General features: G+C 37.8%; 13 protein-coding genes, 1 other RNA gene and 5 pseudogenes. 6 read left to right on the forward strand and 13 right to left on the reverse strand.

Annotation, left to right across the window (positions count from 1 at the left end):
- Positions 1 to 196: 196 nt before the first annotated feature.
- Positions 197 to 582: RNase P RNA component class A (gene rnpB, locus BTN50_RS01880), an RNA gene on the reverse strand.
- 54 nt (positions 583 to 636) lie between these two features.
- Positions 637 to 1497 carry a 16S rRNA (cytidine(1402)-2'-O)-methyltransferase gene (gene rsmI / locus BTN50_RS01885; RefSeq protein ID WP_096618829.1) on the reverse strand — a complete coding sequence of 287 codons (861 nt, stop codon included), beginning with the start codon at positions 1495 to 1497 and terminating at the stop codon, positions 637 to 639.
- 61 nt (positions 1498 to 1558) lie between these two features.
- On the opposite strand from rsmI, the gene BTN50_RS01890 reads away from it, so the two are divergent.
- Together BTN50_RS01890 and BTN50_RS01895 are read left to right on the forward strand one after the other, a co-directional pair.
- The gene (locus BTN50_RS01890; RefSeq protein WP_223823255.1) at positions 1559 to 3394 is read left to right on the forward strand and encodes a penicillin-binding protein activator; all 1836 of its coding nucleotides are present in this window, start codon (positions 1559 to 1561) and stop codon (positions 3392 to 3394) included.
- A gap of 142 nt (positions 3395 to 3536) precedes the next feature.
- A pseudogene (locus tag BTN50_RS01895) lies at positions 3537 to 4451 on the forward strand (IS5 family transposase).
- 369 nt (positions 4452 to 4820) lie between these two features.
- On the opposite strand, the gene pgm reads toward BTN50_RS01895, so the two are convergent.
- The 4 genes and pseudogenes from pgm to seqA all read right to left on the reverse strand — a co-directional run bounded on the left by pgm (position 4821) and on the right by seqA (position 9597).
- Positions 4821 to 6467: a phosphoglucomutase (alpha-D-glucose-1,6-bisphosphate-dependent) gene (pgm, locus tag BTN50_RS01900; protein ID WP_096618831.1), complete on the reverse strand. Its 1647-nt coding sequence runs from the start codon at positions 6465 to 6467 to the stop codon at positions 4821 to 4823.
- Positions 6468 to 6868: 401 nt separating this feature from the next.
- Positions 6869 to 7295, reverse strand: a pseudogene (locus tag BTN50_RS12615) (transposase); the annotation flags it as partial.
- Positions 7296 to 7621: 326 nt separating this feature from the next.
- Positions 7622 to 8397 (reverse strand): annotated as a pseudogene (locus BTN50_RS01905) (transposase).
- A gap of 663 nt (positions 8398 to 9060) precedes the next feature.
- Entirely contained in the window at positions 9061 to 9597 is a 537-nt protein-coding gene (gene seqA, locus BTN50_RS01910) for a replication initiation negative regulator SeqA (RefSeq protein WP_096618832.1), read from the reverse strand.
- 99 nt (positions 9598 to 9696) lie between these two features.
- On the opposite strand from seqA, the gene BTN50_RS01915 reads away from it, so the two are divergent.
- Positions 9697 to 10470, forward strand: a complete 774-nt coding sequence (locus tag BTN50_RS01915; RefSeq protein ID WP_096618833.1) for an alpha/beta fold hydrolase — start codon at positions 9697 to 9699, stop codon at positions 10468 to 10470.
- Positions 10471 to 10814: 344 nt separating this feature from the next.
- Here BTN50_RS01915 and fadJ read toward each other — a convergent pair.
- The 5 genes and pseudogenes from fadJ to BTN50_RS01935 all read right to left on the reverse strand — a co-directional run bounded on the left by fadJ (position 10815) and on the right by BTN50_RS01935 (position 15797).
- A pseudogene (gene fadJ, locus BTN50_RS01920) lies at positions 10815 to 12961 on the reverse strand (fatty acid oxidation complex subunit alpha FadJ).
- On the reverse strand, positions 12961 to 14271 hold the full coding sequence (gene fadI, locus BTN50_RS01925; RefSeq protein ID WP_096618834.1) for an acetyl-CoA C-acyltransferase FadI: 1311 nt from the start codon (positions 14269 to 14271) through the stop codon (positions 12961 to 12963). Before fadI ends, fadJ begins: the two are co-directional and overlap by 1 nt.
- A gap of 513 nt (positions 14272 to 14784) precedes the next feature.
- Complete coding sequence (locus tag BTN50_RS11975) at positions 14785 to 14910, reverse strand: hypothetical protein (RefSeq protein WP_394336762.1); 126 nt, start codon at positions 14908 to 14910, stop codon at positions 14785 to 14787.
- Positions 14897 to 15019, reverse strand: a complete 123-nt coding sequence (locus tag BTN50_RS11980; RefSeq protein ID WP_394336763.1) for a hypothetical protein — start codon at positions 15017 to 15019, stop codon at positions 14897 to 14899. The genes BTN50_RS11975 and BTN50_RS11980 overlap by 14 nt, the downstream gene beginning before the upstream one ends.
- A gap of 619 nt (positions 15020 to 15638) precedes the next feature.
- Complete coding sequence (locus tag BTN50_RS01935; RefSeq protein WP_096618835.1) at positions 15639 to 15797, reverse strand: IS1 family transposase; 159 nt, start codon at positions 15795 to 15797, stop codon at positions 15639 to 15641.
- Between the two features lie 187 nt (positions 15798 to 15984).
- Here BTN50_RS01935 and BTN50_RS11985 point away from each other — a divergent pair.
- From BTN50_RS11985 to metK, 3 genes and pseudogenes are all read left to right on the forward strand, one after another.
- Positions 15985 to 16188 (forward strand): annotated as a pseudogene (locus BTN50_RS11985) (transposase); the annotation flags it as partial.
- Positions 16189 to 16961: 773 nt separating this feature from the next.
- Positions 16962 to 18278: a YjiH family protein gene (locus tag BTN50_RS01945; RefSeq protein WP_096618837.1), complete on the forward strand. Its 1317-nt coding sequence runs from the start codon at positions 16962 to 16964 to the stop codon at positions 18276 to 18278.
- A gap of 463 nt (positions 18279 to 18741) precedes the next feature.
- Positions 18742 to 19926 carry a methionine adenosyltransferase gene (metK, locus tag BTN50_RS01950; protein ID WP_096618838.1) on the forward strand — a complete coding sequence of 395 codons (1185 nt, stop codon included), beginning with the start codon at positions 18742 to 18744 and terminating at the stop codon, positions 19924 to 19926.
- A 649-nt stretch (positions 19927 to 20575) separates the two neighbouring features.
- Here the strand turns inward: metK and BTN50_RS01960 are convergent.
- Positions 20576 to 20830, reverse strand: a complete 255-nt coding sequence (locus BTN50_RS01960; protein WP_096618839.1) for a YfhL family 4Fe-4S dicluster ferredoxin — start codon at positions 20828 to 20830, stop codon at positions 20576 to 20578.
- 3 nt (positions 20831 to 20833) lie between these two features.
- Entirely contained in the window at positions 20834 to 22231 is a 1398-nt protein-coding gene (gene trhP, locus BTN50_RS01965; RefSeq protein ID WP_096618840.1) for a prephenate-dependent tRNA uridine(34) hydroxylase TrhP, read from the reverse strand.
- Between the last annotated feature and the right edge of the window lie 120 nt (positions 22232 to 22351).

Raw genomic sequence — 22351 nt, forward strand, 5'->3', positions numbered from 1 at the left:
TTAGGCAAAAAGAAAGTCAAGCAGGGGAATCATTCAAGACCGCACACGTTTTAATGAATACATTGTTAATTTAACGGATTATATGCCAAAAATAACTATTCTATTTTTGACTTGACATCATGTTAGCATGAAGCACCATAAATATTAGTCGCCATTAAAAGAAAAGAAGGCAAGCTAATGCTCGCCTTCTAAATATGATATGAGTTGGCCTATAAGCCGGGTTCTGTGCCGTAACCGGTGGTAACCATTCGTCTAGGCCTGCAATCGCTCACAGGCTCCAGCAACCTACCCGTCCTCAACACGGGCCGCGCCAATGAGGGCCTATTTGGTCTTGCTCCGAGTGGAGTTTACCTTGCCACGAACTGTTACCAGACGCGCGGTGTGCTTTTACCACACCCTTTCACCCTTACCTGTGAATACTATAAATAGTAAGCCATCGGCGGTTTACTCTCTGTTGCACTTGTCGTAGGCTTGCGCCCCTCAGGCATTACCTGACACCCTGCCCTATGGAGCCCGGACTTTCCTCCCCTATGCCAGCGTCTCAAAGGACATTAACAAAGCAGCGGTTACCCAGCCAACTCAGAATTTAAATTCTATAACAATAATCGTCACTAATCTACTTTCAAACAGATCTTATTATTGAAGATTCTCCAATCCCCATTTATAAAGAGTATTTTTTTTAACATTGAATAATTTAGCCGTTATTATTACTGCTTTTTTCAACGGCAATTCCTTAGCAAGAAGCGCAACTGCATTTGTGGCTTCCAACGGTAAATAGTCTTCTCCAGCACGATATCCGGCAATCAAAAGGACTATCTCGCCACGAATGCGATTTCGGTCTTCACTCACCCATTCAACCAATTCACCGAGCGGAACACCATGAATAGTTTCATACGTTTTAGTCAACTCACGGGCAATCACGACCATACGTTCACTACCCAGCACCTCCAACATGTCATCAAGGGTATTGATAATACGGTGTGGTGATTCGTAGAAAATAAGTGTACGGGGATCTTGAGCCACTTCTGTGAACTTATCTTTCCGTCCTTTGCTTCTTGGCGGTAAAAAACCTTCAAAACTAAAACGATCAGACGGTAAACCTGAAGCACTCAAAGCAGTAATCAGAGCACAGGGACCTGGCAAGGGCACAACCTTAATACCTACCTGACGACACCGCGTAACTAAGTGGTAACCTGGATCAGAAATCAGCGGTGTACCAGCATCAGAAACTAAAGCAATATTTTGTCCTGTCATTAACTTTTTAACCAAAATGTTTGCCTTTTGCCGCTCATTATGATCATGCAAAGCAAGAGTTCTGGTCATGATACCAAAATGTGACAATAGTCTGCCAGTATAACGGGTATCCTCAGCAGCAATAATGTCTACCTGCTGTAGAATTGACAATGCACGTCGGGTGATATCTCCTAAATTTCCGATCGGAGTTGGCACGATATATAAAGTTGAGACGTCAACCATTGTTGATGTTTCATCAGTCATTTGTTTCACAACCCTTCGGCGATTAATATAGAGGGGAATAAGTTACGGACAGAAGATAATTATGCGTAAAATAACCCATAAATATAAAAGTATATCACGAGTTATCTTTCCAATCGCGTTAGCATTAGCACTTTCGGCATGTGTAGCCACCTCCCCCTCTTTGAAGGCTCCTTTGTATGACATCACAGCCCCAACGCTCGAGTCATCAAAATTCTACTTATTGAAAGCAGAAATAAGCGTTAATAAGGAAAAAGCTGACTGGTATTTGCTTGCTTTAAAAGCGTTGATTACAGAAAAACAATTCCCACAAGCTAGTGCTTTAGTAAGTCACTTGGCGAAGCTTCCACTTATGACAATCCAATTATCGGAGTGGCAACTTAACCGTGCGGTGCTATTGCAACAAAAAGGCCAATTTCAAGCTGCTATCGATAGTTTAAACTTTTCATCTACCTGGAAACTACCAACACTTCAATATCAACGTTATTATCTTTTGAAAGGTAAACTTTACGAACAGATCAACAACCCTTCAGGAGCAGTACTCTCTTACACAGAAGCATCATCTTATCTATCTGATACGTTTGATAAACAACAAAACTGGGTTCGCGTTTGGAACTTACTCGTAGAACTGTCACCCAGTAAGTTACATTCTCTTTCTGCAAACAGCAATACAGTGCTCTCTGGTTGGGCTGAATTAGTCGCGCTATTACGTCAGCACGCGGAGGAACCAGTACTGCAGCATACAGCCTTGAATATATGGTTAGCTACTAATCCAGAGCACCCAGCAAATTTTTATTTGCCAGATAACTACAAAACATTACAAACTATAGATATTGTTCGTCCGAACCGTATCGCTGTCCTATTGCCTCTTAGTGATAAATTTGTTGCACAAGGAGAAGCCATTCGTAATGGATTTATTCAGAAGCTACTGGATGATAATTCTGGTGAGTCACAACCTGCAGTGATGTTTTATGATACCAATGGAATGGCGATGCCAGAGATCGTTGCTCACATGCAAAATGATGGTATTCAATTTGTCATTGGCCCACTGCAAAAAGACAATGTAGATGCTTTTCTGAATGCTAGTCATAATACATTCCCAATGCTTGCACTCAATTTTCCCAGAAGTAAAATAAGAAGCAAAAATATCTGCTTTTTTACACTATCTCCGGAACAGGAAGCCAAACAAGCCGCTCTGCATATCGCGCAAAATAATCATCATTACCCGTTAGTGATTGCTCCAAATAATAAGTTTGGGCATCGTGTCAGTAGTGCTTTTTCTATTGAATGGCAAAGCGTTACAGGTAAAATACCTGAAATAAAGTATTTTGAAAATCGTGACACAATGCAAGAAACAGTGCAGCAAGTTTTTGGCCTTACCGAAAGCCAAGGTAGAATTCAACAAATAAACCAGATCCTTGGTTTAAACATGGCATCAGAACAACGTAGTCGTCGTGACATTGATGCAGTTTATTTAGTGGCCAATTCGGGTGAGTTAAGCTTGTTAAAGCCCTTCATTGAAGTCGCGATTAACCCTAATGTTAACCCTCCGAAGTTCTATGCAAGTTCACACAGCAATCACTTTATCAATGGAATACGAGAGGTAGGAGAACTTCGTGGTATAGAGTTCAGTGATGTTCCTCTGCTTGTCGAACATAATAATCCAACGACAGTACGCTTCCACCAACTTTGGCCGGAACTTAATAATAGCATGATACGTCTGTACGCCTTAGGTATGGATGCATATTCACTTATCAAAGTTTTACCTCAAATGAAAGCGCTCCCTGAATACCGTTACCAAGGTCAGTCTGGAGAGTTGTCACTGGGTGAGCAGTGCGTAGTCAATCGTGTAGTTTCTTGGGCAATGTATGAGGATCAAGGTATTATTTCTATTCGATAATAATAGATCACTCAATATGCAGTGCGCCATAAATAAAAAATAATAAGTAATTAATATGAAGAACTACTTTGCTCACCAAATAAGGGGACTAAATAAGTAATCTGCACTCTAAACAGCTAGACGCACTAAAATATTTAAATTTATGAGTAAACTCCGCTATAAAATAACTAGCTGGAGACAGTATAATCAAGCTTTAATCAATTGTGATTCACTAACATTTTAGATTGAGAAAGCAGCTATTCAGCTATGGAATCAAACTAAGCAGGGTAACCATAGGAAACCTCGTTTCTTTAACGACTTAGCCATTACGACGGTCCTCGTGGTTAAATACGTATTTGCAATACCATTGAGAGGTCTTCACCGATTCATTAATGCTGTTTTTACACTTTCTCAACTGCCATTGTCATGCCATCACTATTCATGCATTAGCAAAGACGCCAAAACGAATAACGTCACGTTCAAGATGAAGAGTAAAGGAACCATCAAGTACTTAGTCATTGATTCTACAGAACTCAAAGTCTACGGTAAAGGAGAGTAAAAAAGCATAGTACTGATAGGAAACTGCGAGCCTGGCGCAAGTTACATTTAGCGGTAAATATAAATTCGCACGAAATCATACCTGCTGAGTTAAGTGCATAAAATGTGACTGACGGTGAAGTGCCACCTAACTTACTCAAGCAGATCCGCCGAAAAATCAATACAATATCAACTAATGATGCTGACGACACCAAACAATGTTACGAAACTATTCATATTCAGCGGGCGGTCCCACTCATATCACCAAGAAAAGGAGCAACTTTTTAAAAAATAAGGTTATCCGCATAATTTAGTGGTCAATTATCAGAAGTTATACGGTTCCAATCATCATTAAAAAACGAGATATGATTACTATAAACGTTCCCTAGAAAAGACGGCAATGTTTCGAATCAAAAAATTACTCGGAAGGACATTAAACTTAAGAGATCATAATGCCCAGATTAGCAAAGCTCACACCATGATAAAAACGTTAAATAAGCTAACCAGGTTAAGTATGCCTAAAACAAAAACGATTGTTTAATCATTAATTATGTTGGGATCTACTATCTGAACTCAAATTAGAACACAAAGCCTCGACGAATAAACAGTCGAGAAATAACGTTTACTTCAACAATAAACGTTGTGTCAAAGAAGCTATTGAATAATTTTTACGGTTACTCATCCAGAGATTGCAAAGTTTTTGATTTTCTGAATCAATTAAGCCTGTATTTCAAGCTAAGTAAGTGTATAGAAATAATTCAAAATTCACACTCAACGGGAATACATGATATAGTAGTTAATATATTTATATAAACATCATTATAACGTTTAAGTCACACTTAATTTATTGCATGCATGATCAACTTACTTATGTGCAATTCAGCTTTATTACGAGTATATTTACTACAGCTTATAATCCTGCATTTATAAACAGATCTCTCACGAGTTTTTTTGCTCCTTCTTCAATCAAACGCAAGTGTGCGTCGCCTTTAAAGCTTTCACAGTAAATTTTATAAATATCTTCTGTGCCAGATGGGCGCACGGCAAACCAACCAAACTCAGTAATTATTTTTAGACCACCAATGGCTTGGCCATTACCAGGAGCATACTTCAATTTCGTCATTATCGGGTCGCCAGCCAATGTATCTATTGTCACCTTTTCAGCAGATAACTTACTCAACACAGCTCTTTGCTGACTACAAGCAACCGCTTGAATACGATTGTAACTAAAAGCACCAAACTTCGTAGCTAACGCATCGTAATATTGTTGTGGATTTTTACCAGTTACCGCGGTAATTTCTGCCGCTAACAAGCACAACAAAATACCGTCTTTATCCGTAGACCAAGGCGAACCATCCTTACGTAGAAAAGAGGCCCCTGCACTTTCTTCACCACAAAAACCAATTTTACTGCTAAACAAACCATCAACAAACCATTTAAATCCAACAGGCACTTCACAAAGATCACGACCAAGATCTGCAACCACTTTGTCAATGATTGCACTTGAAACTAACGTTTTGCCCACGGCTATACTTGTAGACCACTGAGGACGATGGCGATAAAGATAATCAATACACACAGCCAAGTAATGGTTCGAATTCATTAAGCCAGCAGGTGTAACTATACCATGGCGATCACAGTCTGGATCATTACCAAATGCAAGGTCATAGTTATCTTTATAAGCCAGCAAACCTGCCATTGCATAAGGTGATGAACAGTCCATTCGGATCTCGCCATCTTTATCCAAGGACATAAAACGAAATGAAGGATCAATATCATCATTAACTAATGTAATATTTAGATCAAAATGCGTTGTTATTGCTTTCCAATAATCAATGCCTGAACCACCGAGAGGATCAACACCAATGTGAAGATTAGATTGCTTAATGACTTCCATATCAATCACATCATTAAGATCTTCAATATAAGGAGTAACTAAATCTTGTTCAAAAAAATGCTCACTGGCTATAGCGTCAACATAACCAATACGCCGGACACCATGTAAACCATCTATAATTATAGCATTTGCACATGCTTCAATCGCATTCGTAATCTTGCCCTCAGCAGGACCTCCGTGAGGAGGATTGTATTTAATACCTCCATCTTGTGGTGGGTTATGAGACGGTGTAATCACGATGCCATCAGCAAGTAAATCATTAAATTTATTGTGAACTAAAATCGCATGAGAAATACCAGGCGTTGGTGTATAACCTCCCTTTTGCTGAGCAATGACATTAATTCCGTTTGCGACCAACACTTCGACCAAAGAACAAAATGTAGGTTCAGACAATGCATGTGTATCCTTGCCAACAAAAAGCGGTCCATTAACACCATTTTCAGCACGCACTACAGCCACCGCTTGAGCAATAGCCCAAATGTGGTGTTGATTAAATGTTGATTTGTCAGCACAGCCACGATGCCCAGAAGTACCAAATGTAACATGGTGACTTGGGTTAGAAGGGTCAGGCATTAATTGAAAATAGTTAGAGACAAGAAGGGGGATGTTGTGAAGATCTTGCTGCTGAGCACGTTGCCCCGCACGATTATAACTAGTCATAAAATAGCACCTTTTCAAGAAATGAAAATGTATATAAAATTAGATGCCCAGTCAAAGACAAAGCCGCTAAAAAAAACACAGTAGCTTTAATAAACTTTATTTTTAATTCGAGTCAGATAGCAAATCCCAACATAATTGACGAGTAGACGATTATTTTTATTTTAAGCATGTTTAATTCTGCCAGCTTATCTAACACTTTTATTATGGCGCAGGTTTCATCAATTTGAGCATTATGCTCCCTTAGGCTTAATGTCCCTCTTAGTAATTTTTTGATTCGAAATATTGCCGTCTCTCATATGAATTATTTATGGTAACCATACTTTGTTTTTTTAATGCTGAGTTAAGCTGTATAACTTCTAGTAACTGACCACTAAATTACTGGGGCAACTTCCTTTTCAACAAGCTGCGCCTTTTTTTGGGGGAATGCGTAAAATAGTTCGTTTAATATAAACAAAATTATAAGCACCATCACCTGATATTTTACTAATTTTCAGCAGGTTATTTAAGTAAGTTAGGAAGCACTTCGCCATCAGTACCATACTTTTTTACTCTCCATTATCCTCTACCATGGACTTTAAACCCCATAGAATAAATAGCTAAGTAATAGATAGTTCCTTTAGTCTTTTTTTGAACACGGTGTTAACCATTTGGGATCGCTTGCTAATGCATAAATAATGGGGACAGGACAACTACAGTTGAGCAAGTTAAAAACATAATTAATGAGTCCTTACTAACCTCTCAAGGGCATTAAAATACGCGTTTGACCATAAGAGCCGTCGTAATGGTTAAGTGACTACATAAACAAGACCTCTGGCGATTATTCTGTTTCCCATTGGTTCTTTAGTAACTAAGCTTATCCATAGATCTAGATCTTTAAATTCATCTAGCTATTTAGAACATAGATTAATAATTGAGTTCATTAATTTAAGGAACAAAACTTTAGTAAATACATAGGGTCAAATTAGCCCTTTCGATACGTTGAAAATAGAATTTACAAAGATGTTTTATTTTCGGGAGGAATGTCATACACATGCACATCAAACATCAAAATACAACACTAAATATAGGCAATACATTTAAAAACATATTAAATATATTTCTTGATCTTGCTGCCTAATTCGAGTTCAGGCAACAAATCCCAAGATGATTTACTATTAAACAATCGCTTTTATTTTAAACATACCTATTCCTGTCAGCTTATTTAATATTTTCATTGTGGCATATATTTCGTTAATCTCAGTGTTATGCTTCCTTAGCTTCAATCTCCCTCCCAATCATTTTGTGACTCGAAACATTGTCGTCTCTTATAATGAACATTTATGGTAACTAACCACTAAATTACATGATGATCCGTTTTTAAAAATATTTTCCCCTGAGTGGAATGATTAAAACTACTCGTTTAATACGAATGGTTTCGTAACATTGTCTGGTGTCGTAAGCTCCTTAGATAATACTCCACCGTCAGTCAAATTTGATGCACTGAACTTAGCAACAATGATTTCATGCATATTTATATCTATCGCTACATATAATTTATGCCAGACTCTCCATTTTCCATCAGTGCCATGCTTTTTTACTTTCTATTTCCCGTCACCGTAGACTTTTAGCCCCGTAGAATCAATAGCTCACGCTAAGTGTTTGATGGGGTTCTGTAGTCTGCATTATTCCTGCATTAACAAGCGAGCCCAAGCAGTTAATGCAGGAATAATGCGGGCATGATAACTTCCGTTGAACAAATTTAAAAATAGCATTAATTAATTTTTACAAAACTCTCGATAGCATTAAAAATACGCGTTTAGCCATAAGAACCATCGTAATGGCTAAATCGCTAAATAAACGAGGTTTTCCATGATTACCTCCGCTTAGTTTAATTCCACAGCTGAATGGCTTCTTCATCAACCCAGAATATTAGTGAGCCAGGATTGATCAAAAATTAATTATACTGCTTCCAGTTCTTTGTTTTGTAGCGAAACTTGCTCATAAACCCGAATATTTAAGTGAGTCTAGCTATTTAGAGCGCAAATTGATAATTTAGTTCCCTGATTTAGGAGACAAAGCCGGATCCCTTCCATGACAACCAAACACGTAAGCAATAACCTCTTTTAATCTAGACTCCTCAGCGCTTCAAAAGTCAACGAAAAGTATCTTTCTTTGTTGCCCATAAAGAACTATTGCTCATCCACTTCACAGATAAGCACGACTTCCTGCACGTCATAAGGGAACTAAGATTAAGTTTTTTAAGGCATGAATAACCGTATTAATACTGATGCGTAGCACTCGAACCAAATTACGAATCCCGGTATTCTTCATAGCAAGTCTAACATTTTATACTTGCCTGACAAACGATGTAAGTATATTCAAGTCAAGCTTAGACCATATAGCTTATAATGGTATAATTAGTGTCCACCTTGCTCGATTCCATACTGTTACACATACATTTATGTGCTGACAAAACAGCATTTCACGTTAAGAGTACCCACCATAGTCACTTCCGGGAGGAAGGGAGTGAAATAAGCATGTTCGTGAGGTTACATTTAATGAATGCATCATTAATTTCAATCTACTCATTAGTTCTAAACTAATGATATTCTATTCAGATTGCATCTATCACTTTTTCAGAAATTTCATTCGTAAAGCCCATTCTGGTCATTAACTTCTCAATCATTTGGCGCTTGCGGCTTGTATTAGTATTAGTAATAACCCAAAAAGGTGTGCTTGGAATATGTTTAGGTTTAGTAGTTTTGCCGCTCTTTAATAAAATTTGTTCATTGTCAGCAAAGTATACACGAGTACGCCCTTTCAATGCCGTAGCTACGGAAAATGACTGCCCATCAATACGATACAAAGTCGACAATACTAACATAAAGCGACCTATCGCATTGTCTTCGGAGATAAATTCATCAGAAATCAACAATGAATGAATTTCCTTAATTTGCTTAATGGTGTTGCTCTTGCCAGTATCCTTTATATACTTTAAATTAGGCACAGTATTCAGCATAGTGACGACCGATTGCTCAACCAAAGGTACCATCAGTAATCGTCGCAAAATATCAGATGCACTTTCACCAATGTGTTGAGTTTGGCTAGCAATATACCGATATAATTCTTCATCAACCTCAATCGTCTTCATTGTTTGATCAATGTATCCTAATTACAGTTCAACAAACCAATTATACAGAATTAATAAGTATACTCTACATCAAACTATTCATATTGAGATAAAATAATCGTGTTTTTAAATTTTACGGTTCAAGGAGCAGGACAACCTTTGTTATTGATTCATGGACTTTTTGGTAGTTTAAGTAATTTAAACATTTTAGCCCGAGCTTTGGCAAAATACTACCAAGTGTATCGAATTGACCTACCGAATCATGGTCAGTCACCTCACAGCAACACAGTAAACTATGTTGCGCAAGCCATCGCTGTAAAAGATTTCATAGATCAACAAGGTCTTAAATATATTTCTATCGTCGGTCACTCTATGGGAGGTAAAGTTGCGATGGCATTAGCAATAACCTATAAAGATCTTGTAGATAAGTTGGTTGTCATGGATATTGCTCCTGTTAAATACAATATTCGTCATCATGACACCATACTGGCAGGGCTGAGTGCAACCAAAAAAAGTCGAATAAGGAGCCGAAAAGAAGCAGAGATTACCTTATTTCAGTACATTCACGATCCTAATATTCGGCAATTTTTGTTAAAATCACTCGCTAAACAATATGATGGTAGCTTCAATTGGCGATTCAATGTGGACGTATTTGAAGCACATTATGATGACATAATAGATTGGCCTTTAGGCAGTATTTTTACTAATAACACTTTATTTTTGAAAGGCGCAAATTCCGACTATATTTCTGCAGAATATTATAAAAGCATTAAAAGTCAATTTCCTCAGGCAAAAGTTCACGTTGTTGCAAATACAAGCCATTGGTTACATACAGAAAAACCAGACATAGTTGCACGTATAATTACTCGCTTTTTAATAAACTTAAAGCATTAACAGTAAATTATTTACTGCGATATATACTAATAATCACTGCAAGGGTATGACTTTTTAATGATTCAGAATCATACTATAGTCTATAAAAATTTTTCTGACCCATAGTTCAAAATAAGAATCCACAATTTAGAATGATAAAACTCGTTATGGGCGTATGTAACCATGTAAAAATCATACTTTCCCAATAGAAAGATAGGAAATAACTTCAATCATAATATCTCGTTATTATTAATTTGGGCAAAACGAAATGGCAATTGCTTCATTAACGCAACAAGTCCAGATATAGATAAATTTTTCATATTTTATGTAATTTTACTGTTCTTCATTTTCAATAATTAAATAAATTAATTGAAAAAATTCTTATCTTTCGATGCCATAGCTTGCAGCAATTCACAAGGTACAAAACGTGCACCAAATTTAGCTTCATGTTGCTCAAACAATACCACTAAACGCCGAATACCAATATGAACCATGTATCGAAAAGGACCACCTAAAAATGGAGGAAAACCAATACCAAATACAGCGCCGACATCACCATCTCGGGCTGACTTAACCACCCCCTCATCAAGACAGCGAGCAGCTTCATTAAGCATCATAAGAACACAACGTTGTGCAATCTCGTGAGTTGTGAATTGATTTTTAGGTTCAACACCAAGCAAACCATAAACGTGCTTACAAACATTTTTTTTTTACTACTATATTGGTAAAAGCCCTTCCCGTTTTTGCGCCCCTTACGACCATTGTTCAGCATGACATCAAAAATATCAGGAGCACGAAAACGCTCGCCCAATCCATTGAATAAAATCGAACTAATTGTTACGAAAATATCAATGCCCACTTCATCCAATAATGTCACAGGCCCAACGGGAAAACCAAAATTAAGCAATGCTGTGTCTATATGTTCAATCGATTCGCCTGACAATAGCATCATTGCCGCTTCATTGATATATGGTGCAAGAATACGGTTAACGTAAAAACCCACCTTATCTGCCACCATAATAGGTATTTTACCTTGCATCTTCACCAGTTTTACAACCGTAGCTATGGTTTTAGCTGACGTACCAGTATGAGGGATTACTTCAACTAATAACATTTTATTGACAGGGCTAAAGTAATGGAGACCAATAATATTCTCAGGCCTAGTAGCTCCATCAGCAATTTGATAGATAGACAATGAGGATGTATTGGTCGCAAATATAGTAGTATTTCTTAGTGACTTTTCTACTTCCACTACCATTTTGTGTTTGAGCTCAAGATCTTCAAACACAGCCTCAATCACCACATTATTATGGGTCATACCGCTATAATCTGTAGAACAACTAAGATGCGCCATTTGTTTTTGAAGCTGAACTTTAGAAATAATTCGGTGCTTACGCTTTTTTTCTAGCAGCTTGAAGCTGTAGCTCATCACATTGAGCAGCGCATCATAACTAACATCTTTCACGCGCACTGGTACATTTGCGGTAGTCGCAGACACATTGGCAATACCTGCACCCATTAAACCACCACCAAGCACGGTAACTCCCGTTATTTCTTCAGGTTCAGCATCAGCACCGGTTTCTTTTTTCAGAGCTGTAGTAGCAAAAAATAAATTTCGTAATGCTGCCGACTCAGGACTCATAACAAGTTGCCCAAAGTACTGCGCTTCGTGGGACAAACCTTTTTCTACGCCTTTTTCGAGACCATATCTCACGGTATCCAAAATGGCTTCCATTGCAGGATAATTACCACGCGTTTTTTTCCGAATTTTCTTTGCGGCTTTCTCAAAAATAACAGCGCGGCCAAGTATATTTCTATCCATGATCCAGTTTTGCCAACTACTCTTTCTTTTCGGTTTGCTTTTTAACGCCCACTCTTCCGCAATTTGCAGCAATACAGAATGGGAGACACAATCATCCACTACACCGATATTTTTCGCTTTTTCACCTCGAAGTTCTTTGCCTGTGAGGATCATATCAAGTGACCTTGCTACTCCAATCAAACGAGGTAATCGCTGTGTGCCACCAAAGCCTGGCAACAAACCCAGTTGCACTTCCGGCAGCCCAATGCGAGTTTTAGCATCATTTGTTGCTACACGGCTATGGCAAGCTAATGCCAATTCCAATCCGCCGCCTAAACATGAGCCGTGAATTGCTGCAACCACATGAAATGGTAACGCCTCTAAACGAGAAAAAAGCTTCTGACCTTGTTGAGCAATGGTCTGAGCATCTTCCACTCTTTTACAGGCATCAAGCATCCGCACATCTGCACTGACTACAAAGTTATCCGGTTTTGCTGAATGTAACACTAAACCCTTAATATTTTTTTTAGTTTCAAGTTCTGTAAGAATCTCACTGAACTGATTGATAAATGATGCTTGCAGAATGTTCATATTATTAGCAGGCACATCAATGACAAGCCAAGCTATGTCATTGTATGCAATGTTCCATACCAAAGCTGTTGGTGCTAACTGAATTTTAGGCACGGAAGTGAATGTAGTTTCTTCGCTCATTATTCTACCTCCAAAATAATTGCTGCACCTAGACCACCTGCTGCACACGCGGTGTTCAGTGCTAAGCCCCCACCACGACGATACAATTCATTCAACGACTGCGTGATCATACGTGCGCCTGTTGCGGCGAAAGGGTGTCCATAAGCGAGCGATCCTCCTAGCACGTTAAATTTATCCATATCGATCTCACCAATCGCTTGGCTGCGACCAAGCTTTTGTTCCGCAAACGTCCTCGAGTTAAACATTTTTATATTTGCCAATATTTGCGCAGCAAATGCTTCATGCATATCGATCAAAGTTAAATCAGACAACTGTAGTCCCGCGCGATTTAGTGCAACCGGCGTGGCATAAGACGGTCCCATTAGCATGTCATGTTCAACTTGAATGGCTGAGAACGCATAAGACCGAATATAACCGAGCGGCACCAAGCCTAATTCTTTTACTCGACCTTCTCGCATCAACATAACCGCAGCAGCACCATCTGTTAGAGGAGTACTATTCGCCGCGGTTACTGACCCATGTTCACGATCAAATTCAGGGCATAGCTTGGCATACTCTTTCAGCATAGAATCTTCACGCACATTGTTATCTTTATTAACCCACGTTTTGTAAGGTTCTAGAAATGTAGTCATCACTTCATCACGAACTACTCCATCTGCCCATGCTTTTGCAGCCAACGTATGAGAACGGTGTGCAAACACATCTTGTTCAATACGACTAATCTGGTAATTTTTTGCCATTTGTTCCGCTCTTTGTCCCATACTTAATCCTGTGGAGTATTCGGTCATCGCAGGTCTCATGAGCGCAAGATCTGACAGAGACAGTTTACTAAGGAGTTTAAGACGCTTACTGAGTTTTTTTGCTTTATTCAATGCCAGCAATGTGGTAGCTAAACGTTTCGATACACCAATGGGCAGTACCGAGGATGAATCTGCACCACCAGCAATTCCAATATCCACACTACCAGCCATGATACTTTCGGTCACATTCACAATAGACTGAAAACTGGTCGCACACGCTCGAGACACACTGTACGCGTCAGTATGAATATGCATATTTATACCAAGAACGATTTCACGCGCAATGTTCGGCGCTTCTGGCATTTGTATCACCTGTCCAAAAACAAGCTGATCAATTAATTTAGGATCTATTGCGGTACGATTCAACATTTCGCTGATCAATATTTTACCAAGGTCAACCGCTGGTACATCAGCATAAGCAGTGGACTGTAGCGCAAAAGGAGTACGCAACCCAGCGACAACCGCAATACGTTCACCCTTTCGAGTGATTAGACTTTGGCGAAAGTTCATTGCTACTCCTTACATACGCTAGTGATCAGCCCAGAAAAGTAGAATTACTTTATTATAAAATATACATATTCATTTAAACAGATCCTCAGTATGAGATCACAAGCAAAAAAGAATACCCAAAAAAGTATGCCTATGTATGTTGAGAATAATTACGTAAAATTCAATTAGTATAAAATCAATTGCAAACAAAATGAAAAACCTGAAAAGACAGTAAAATCCACCTTCAGAAGGCTTTACTTCTTAATTTTAGTCTAGCTAGGAAATCCTACAATGATTCACTATTAGACAAGAACTTTCGTTTTAGAAATACTTAGCCCTCCCAGCTTATTTAATGCTTTCATCATGGCGGAGGTTTCGCTAATCTAAGCATTTTACTCCCTTAGACTGAATGTGCCTTACCGTAATTTTTTGACGCGAAATATTGCCGTCTTTGATAGGAAATGTTTATGGTAACTATACTTCGTTTTCCAAGATTTATTTAAACCGTATAACTTCTGGTAACTAGCCACTAAATTATACGATGATCTCGTTACTAAAAAATTGATCCTTTTCTTTATAGAATGAGTGAAACCGTTCGTTTAATACAAACGGTTTCATAACATTGTCTGGTGTCGCAAGCAAAATTTCATGATGTCTCATTGATTTTTCGGTAAGTCTGTGTGAATACGTTAAGTGGCATTTCACTGTCAGTCACACGTGGTGCATCTAACTCAGAAACAATAATTTCATACGTATTTACATCTATCACTAAATGTAATGTATACCAGACTCATCGTTTTCCATCAGTACCATACTTTTTTATTGTCCATTCGCCTTTATCGTACGCTTTAAGCCCCATAAAATCAATGACTAAGTGTTGGACGAATCCTTCAGTTTTGGTCTTGAACACGACGTTAACGTTTGGCTCTCTTGCTAATGCATGAGCAGTAAGGGCATGGCAATGGCAGTTGAGAACGTTTGGAAACAAAATTAATGAATATTTACAGACTGCTTAATGGTGTCAGGAATACTCATGTAACCATCAGAACCGTCGTAATGGCTAAATGCTAAATAAACGAGATCTCCTACGATTATCCAGTTTAGTTTCATTCCAGTTGATTATTTTGTAGCGAAATTTAGCCATAAACTTGAATGTTTAAATGAACTTAGCCGTTTAGAGTGTAGACTAATAGTCTAGTTCTCTCATTTTAAAAAAAACACCGTTACGAACACATGACAAGTTTCAGGCACTCCAGCTTGCATCTCCAAGTTGATCGAGTATCATATGAAGCTTCAAAAAGCTCTTAATAAAATTTAGTTCGTAACTAAGTGAGAGCGCAGATGGATGCAACTGAAAATAAATCATGTACCCATGAGATAATTATCATTCAAAGGTAATACACAAGGTTAATGAATGTACCAATGATTTTGTCATAGTTCTCTATTAATTTTGAGTGTAATATTGTTTTTCTATTGAGTCGTAGCAAGCGAACGCAGAGGATCAAATTATCCTTCTCAATACGTTGCGTATACAGAGTGCTAACAATTTACTTGTTCTTATAAAGAGATATCGTATACATTAAAGCTATGTGTAAACTATGAAGCTTTATTTCCCAAATAAGCTAACTAAATGTTTAATCTATAGTTAAAACAACTAGGTTAACTTAAATATTTAGGTCTATGAACAAGTTCCGCTACAAAATAACCAACTAAAAGCAGTATAATAAAGCTTTCATTAATCGTGATTCACTCGCATTGCGGATTAATGAACAAGCCATTCAGCTATGGAATCAAACCAAGTCTGGTAAGTATGAAAAACCTCTTTTATTTAGCAACTTATCCATTACGTCCATTACGACGGTTTTAATAATTAGACGAGTATTCTCAATGCAATTGAGAGGTCTGCAAGGGTTCATTAGTTCTCTTGTCAAACTTACTTACTACCGTTGTCATACCCGGGCTTTACTTTGCATCAAAAAAACTACGCAGGGGAGGGAAACATTGAGCCTAAAAGATTACGATACTCAAATTAGCAAAACCTCTGCAATAATAAAAGCATTAAATAAGTTGGCTAGGTTAAATAGGCCTAAAATAAAATGAGCGTTTAATAGTTGATTATCTTGGGATTTACTATCTACAGATATTGCTTTTTGATTAATAAAAAATCAGTTTTGTGCAGATAACTGATAAAAAGCAGAGTTAGGAGCATGCTCCCCTGTTTTTTTGTGCCTTATTCTCCGAACAAAATAATCAAAATAAAACACTATTTTATTTTACTAAACATAAACTCATTTAAAAACGTGCTATCGCGGTTTCGCTCAACAGTTTTCCACTTTGGATACTGAAATAATGTTCACAGGTATAACGTAGGTTTGGATATTTATACATCTTCCATATGTATTTTACATGATATTTTTATGCTGTAAATATGTCAGTTTATAGCTCCATTATGAGTTATTTTATAATGAATTTACAATCAAAATAAGTAAAAAATAAATACGTTACACTTTCTCATTTATTAGAGCATTGCTTTTAGTGGATTATTCAAAATAAGTGACTATTTATTATTTACAAGCGATTAGACTTAAATTACTCTCCGCTAAGTTAATTACGAAAAATACATATATATTTATCATAGTATTGCTTAGGAAAATCACGTTATGCAAAATATTCAAAAAATAATAACAACATCATCGATACGGAATATATTGATGTTTCTCATTCCGTCAATGTTTGGTGTTTTACTTTTCATGACACCTCTCATAATAGATAATAAATTTATGATTCCAATCACAGTACTTGCAAAATTATTGCTGAGTGTATTGGGTGATTCCGTACAACTTGTTGTGACTAGCATCATTTTAGTCAGTGCAGTTGTCTCAGCCCTTATGCTGGTATTGAAGCCTCGCTTCATTACTGAATCCAAATTTTTATCTGACCTTTTTTCACCTACTCCTCTGTGGCTGCTCGTTCGCTTACTGGGTGCCGTATTTGCTTTTATGGCATATTTCAGCGTTGGTTCTGAGCATATTGTTGGTGCCACAACCGGTGGCTTTATTTTCAATGATTTATTACCGACCTTGCTATCAGTATTTATTTTCGCCGGATTATGCTTGCCATTGTTAACTAATTTTGGCTTGTTGGAATTAATTGGTACTTTTATGATCCGTATTATGCGCCCATTGTTTGGTCTTCCAGGACGGGCTGCAATTGACTGTATTAGCTCTTGGGTGGGTGACGGTAGCGTAGCAATCTTAATGTCGAGTAAACAATACGAACAAGGCTATTATACTGAACGTGAAGCGGCCATTGTAGGTACAACATTTTCTGTTGTTTCAATCAGCTTTAGTTTGGTGGTGATTGCCCAAGTAAACCTAGAGCACATGTTTGTGCCGTTTTACTTGACAATCTGTTTGGCTGGCTTTGTTGCTGCGATCATTGTACCACGGTTACCGCCACTGTGCTGGAAAAAAAACACACTGATAAATGGCGAAGAACAAACACCCGAGCATGAAGCATTGCCAAAAGGTGAAACACTGTTTAGCCATGGCGTAAAAATAGCAATTGAGCGTGCATCTAATATTAGTTCATTGAGTGCTATAGCAAAAGAAGGCTTAGAAAATACAATAGGCATGGTGTTCGGTGTACTCCCTGTGGTCATGACTATCGGTACTGTTGCACTGATTATCGCCGAATACACGCCAATATTTACTATTTTAGGTACGCCCTTTGTCCCTTTACTTGAACTGCTGCAAATTCCAGAAGCGGTAGCAGCATCTGAGACTATTTTAGTTGGTATTGCTGATATGTTCATTCCTGCGGTGCTTGCTTCAAATATTGACAGTGCAATGACTCGTTTTGTGGTTGCAACACTGTCTGTTAGTCAGTTGATTTATATGTCCGAAGTTGGTGCATTGCTACTGGGTAGCAAAATCCCAGTGAAAATATGGGAGCTGGCTATGATTTTCATGCTTCGTACCCTAATAACTCTTCCTGTGATTGCGGTTATTGCGCATCTAATTTTTTAACCATTGACCGGCTTTGTTTCCTAATTAAAGTACAGATAGCAAATCTCCATACGATTCACTATTTGAATGCAAATGAGGAAACAAAACTTAGAGTGGAATGTATACGATATTTTTTGAGAGTAAACTCATATTAGTAAGCTTTATACGCAACGCATTAAAAGATAATGTGCTTTTACGTACTCACGTGAAACAATTCCATAAAAAAAGAACAGATAAACAAAATCAACGGAAATGCATGACAGAGTCATTGGTACATCCATTGAACATAAGCATTATCTTTAAATTACAATCAACTTATTGATTACATAATCAGCATCTTTAAATTTTTTAAAAATATTATTAATATCAATAAATTACATGGTTCATTTATTATCGTCTCAGAGTAGAATAGACGTCTATATGGTAAAATATCTACACATTTTAAACGTATATAACTCTGTAATTATAATGTAAGGAATGCGATATGGCCAAACACTTGTTTACTTCAGAATCGGTTTCAGAAGGTCACCCAGATAAAATTGCAGACCAAATTTCAGATGCTGTACTTGATGCTATCTTAGAGCAGGACCCGAGAGCTCGTGTTGCATGTGAAACCTATGTAAAAACCGGGATGGTGATGGTTGGCGGCGAAATAACTACATTTGCATGGGTTGATATCGAAGAAATCACGCGTCAAACCGTGCGTGAAATTGGCTATATACACTCAGACATGGGTTTTGATGCCGATTCTTGTGCAGTACTAAATACCATTGGCAAGCAATCTCCTGACATCAACCAAGGTGTTGATAAAGCTGATCCTAAAGATCAAGGTGCAGGTGACCAAGGAATTATGTTTGGCTATGCCACCAATGAAACACCCAGTCTAATGCCTGCACCAATTACTTACTCTCACCTACTTGTTAAAAAGCAAGCTGAAGTACGTAAAAGTGGAAAACTCAATTTCTTACGTCCAGATGCAAAATCTCAAGTTACCTTCCGATATGATAACAATCAAATTATAGGTATTGATACTGTTGTTCTTTCAACGCAACATTGTGATTCAGTGCGCACTGAACACCTACGCGAAGCAGTAATGGAAGAAATTATTAAACCTGTTCTTCCATCAGCATGGTTAAATAAAAAAACTAAATTCTTTATTAATCCAACAGGTCGTTTCGTTATCGGTGGTCCAATGGGTGACTGTGGTTTGACAGGTCGTAAGATCATAGTTGATACTTACGGTGGAGCAGCACGTCACGGTGGTGGTGCTTTTTCTGGTAAAGATCCATCAAAGGTTGACCGTTCAGCAGCATATGCAGCACGTTACGTTGCGAAAAACATCGTTGCTGCTGGTATGGCTGATCGCTGTGAAATTCAATTTTCATACGCAATTGGTATTGCAGATCCAACGTCTATTATGATTGAAACGTTTAATACTGAGAAAATTTCTCATAGTATCATTATTGAAGCGATTCGTCAGCACTTTGACCTCCGCCCATATGGCATACAAGAAATGCTTAATCTTCTTCAACCTATCTACCAGAAAACGGCTGCGTATGGTCACTTCGGTCGCGAAGAGTTCCCTTGGGAAAAAACAGACAAAATAATTGCACTTCGTGATTTTGCTCAAATTAAATCATCACAAACAGAAAACAACTACTTTTACTAATAAAAGGTAAGCTTATGCCTGCCTTTTGTCATTCTCGTCTTTATACTAAAATTAGTTTTTTAAAAAAAATATCCTGAATATAGTTCAGCATGAATAAACTTTATTATTGCATTATCCTACGTGTCATCTAATGCATCTTAATTGCCAACAATACATTAGATAAGAAGCTTGTCATCCCTACTATATATTTTGATATTCGTGGAATAATTACAGATGTGGCTCTATTTTAACGCTGGTAATTAGGTCTCAATCCCATCTTACTGACAGAGAATACTGAAAATTTTTAACTGATGTCGTCCCACATGAAATCAGTCACCTAATTGTATATTCACAGCTCGGTAAAGTACACCCACGTGGTAGAAAATGACAATGGATGATGCTCGAAGCATTGAACGTTTTACCTAGCACTACACATAATTTCGCTATCAAATCCGTCCAAGGGAAAACTTTTTCTCACCACTGTGCTTGCGATGTAATCCAATTTTCTACTTGTCGCCATAACAAAGTGCAACGCAGTCAAGTTAACTATATGTGTCATAGCTGCAAGCAACTTCTTATTTGACAGCTTTCTACACTATCACGTATTAAATAAATGGATTATAATTTAAGATTAAAGCACAAAAATAAAAGGCACTTTTCATTGCTATTCTTATACTAATGCTTGAATTATAATAAATTTTTTTAGTAGTTCATCACTTGTTTCCCTTTTGTCAGGATCAATTATAATACAGCTTGTGATTGGACACACAGACTGGCATGTTGGCTGTTCATAGTGGCCTACGCATTCCGTGCATTTGTCTGGGTTAATTTCGTAGATCTCAGCACCGAATACTATGGCTTCATTTGGACATTCAAGATCGCACATGTCACAATTAATACACTTATCAGTGATCAATAGTGCCATGAATTACGCACTCTCTCTGTGAATAGTATTTGAATTTCGTGTGTTTGAACCTTCAGCAAGGTTTCGCATCAGCAAACCAAAGGAAAGATCCATGCCTTCCGGAACTGGGATAAATACGAAGTAACCATTTCCCTTTGCGTTATCAATTATTTCGTTTTTATGGTTTTTCATGGCATCTAATATGAATATAATATTGCCATTTGGCGTCATCACTTCTAGTGCGTCACCAACAATAAATTTATTCTTAACTTCAACTTCAGCCAAACCACCACGCCGTTGTCCTGTGAACTCACCAACAAACTGCTGACTACTAGATACAGAATAACTGTAATTATAATTTTGATATTCACTGTGATTATGACGGCGAAGAAAACCCTCAGTATAGCCTCTATGTGCTAAATTTTCTAGTGTACTCATTAGGGTTTCGTCAAATGGTTTACCTGAAACAGCATCATCAATTGCTTTACGGTAGACTTGCGCTGTACGCGCGCAGTAGTAAAAAGACTTAGTGCGACCTTCAATTTTGAGTGAATGAACCCCCATCTTAATCAAACGATCGACATGCTGAATAGCACGAAGGTCTTTCGAGTTCATAATGTAAGTGCCGTGCTCATCTTCAAATGCTGGCATCTTTTCTTTAGGGCGGTGTGTGTCACTTAGTAGAATCACTTCATCAATAGGTTTCCCTAAACCAAGTGTATTCTTTGGATGTTTTTCAGTTTCTTGAGCTTGAACATCAGCAATACCTTGAATGTCTCTGATTTGGCCGGTTTCGTCTTCTTTCGCTTTTTCTACTTTATATACCCAACGACATGCATTAGTGCACGTACCTTGGTTAGGGTCACGCTTATTCATATAACCGGAAAGCAGGCATCGGCCAGAATAAGCCATGCAGAGTGCACCGTGAACGAAGACTTCAAGTTCCATTTGAGGTACTTCTTGACGCACTTCTTCTATTTCTTCTAAAGAGAGTTCACGTGAAAGAATCACACGTTCAATTCCTTGCATGTACCAAAATTTAACCGTCGCCCAGTTAACTGCATTCGCTTGGACAGATAAGTGAATAGGCATGTCAGGAAACGTTTCTCTAACCATCATAATCAAACCAGAGTCAGACATAATCATCGCATCAGGACCCATTTTAATGACCGGTTCTAGATCACGAATGAAAGTTTTTAACTTAGAATTATGTGGTTGGATATTACAAACTACATAAAATTTTTTGTTCAAGGCATGAGCTTCGTTGATACCAATTTGTAGGTTTTTGGAGTTGAATTCGTTATTACGGACACGAAGGCTATATCTAGGTTGACCGGCATACACTGCATCAGCACCATAAGCGAATGCGTAGCGCATGTTTTTCAAACTTCCTGCAGGCGAAAGCAGTTCTGGTACAAGCATATTCATTACTTCTTATTAATCTGAGTATAAATCAGGTGCATCAGCATGAGATGCAAAGGAGCTGTAATTTTACTGTTATCTTATTCACATAGCCAGAGCCAAACGAGAACCAAAATTAAA

The organism is Candidatus Enterovibrio altilux, assembly GCF_002381345.1.
GTDB classification, from domain to species: Bacteria; Pseudomonadota; Gammaproteobacteria; order Enterobacterales; family Vibrionaceae; genus Enterovibrio; species Enterovibrio altilux.

Coding starts and splice junctions, on each gene's coding strand:
- BTN50_RS11975 (WP_394336762.1), bottom strand. CDS start 14,910: ATGAGACATCATGAAATTTTGCTTGCGACACCAGACAATGTTATGAAA.
- BTN50_RS01945 (WP_096618837.1), top strand. CDS start 16,962: ATGTTTCTCATTCCGTCAATGTTTGGTGTTTTACTTTTCATGACACCT.
- rsmI (WP_096618829.1), bottom strand. CDS start 1,497: ATGACTGATGAAACATCAACAATGGTTGACGTCTCAACTTTATATATC.
- metK (WP_096618838.1), top strand. CDS start 18,742: ATGGCCAAACACTTGTTTACTTCAGAATCGGTTTCAGAAGGTCACCCA.
- pgm (WP_096618831.1), bottom strand. CDS start 6,467: ATGACTAGTTATAATCGTGCGGGGCAACGTGCTCAGCAGCAAGATCTT.
- seqA (WP_096618832.1), bottom strand. CDS start 9,597: ATGAAGACGATTGAGGTTGATGAAGAATTATATCGGTATATTGCTAGC.
- BTN50_RS01960 (WP_096618839.1), bottom strand. CDS start 20,830: ATGGCACTATTGATCACTGATAAGTGTATTAATTGTGACATGTGCGAT.
- trhP (WP_096618840.1), bottom strand. CDS start 22,231: ATGCTTGTACCAGAACTGCTTTCGCCTGCAGGAAGTTTGAAAAACATG.
- BTN50_RS01890 (WP_223823255.1), top strand. CDS start 1,559: ATGCGTAAAATAACCCATAAATATAAAAGTATATCACGAGTTATCTTT.
- fadI (WP_096618834.1), bottom strand. CDS start 14,271: ATGAACTTTCGCCAAAGTCTAATCACTCGAAAGGGTGAACGTATTGCG.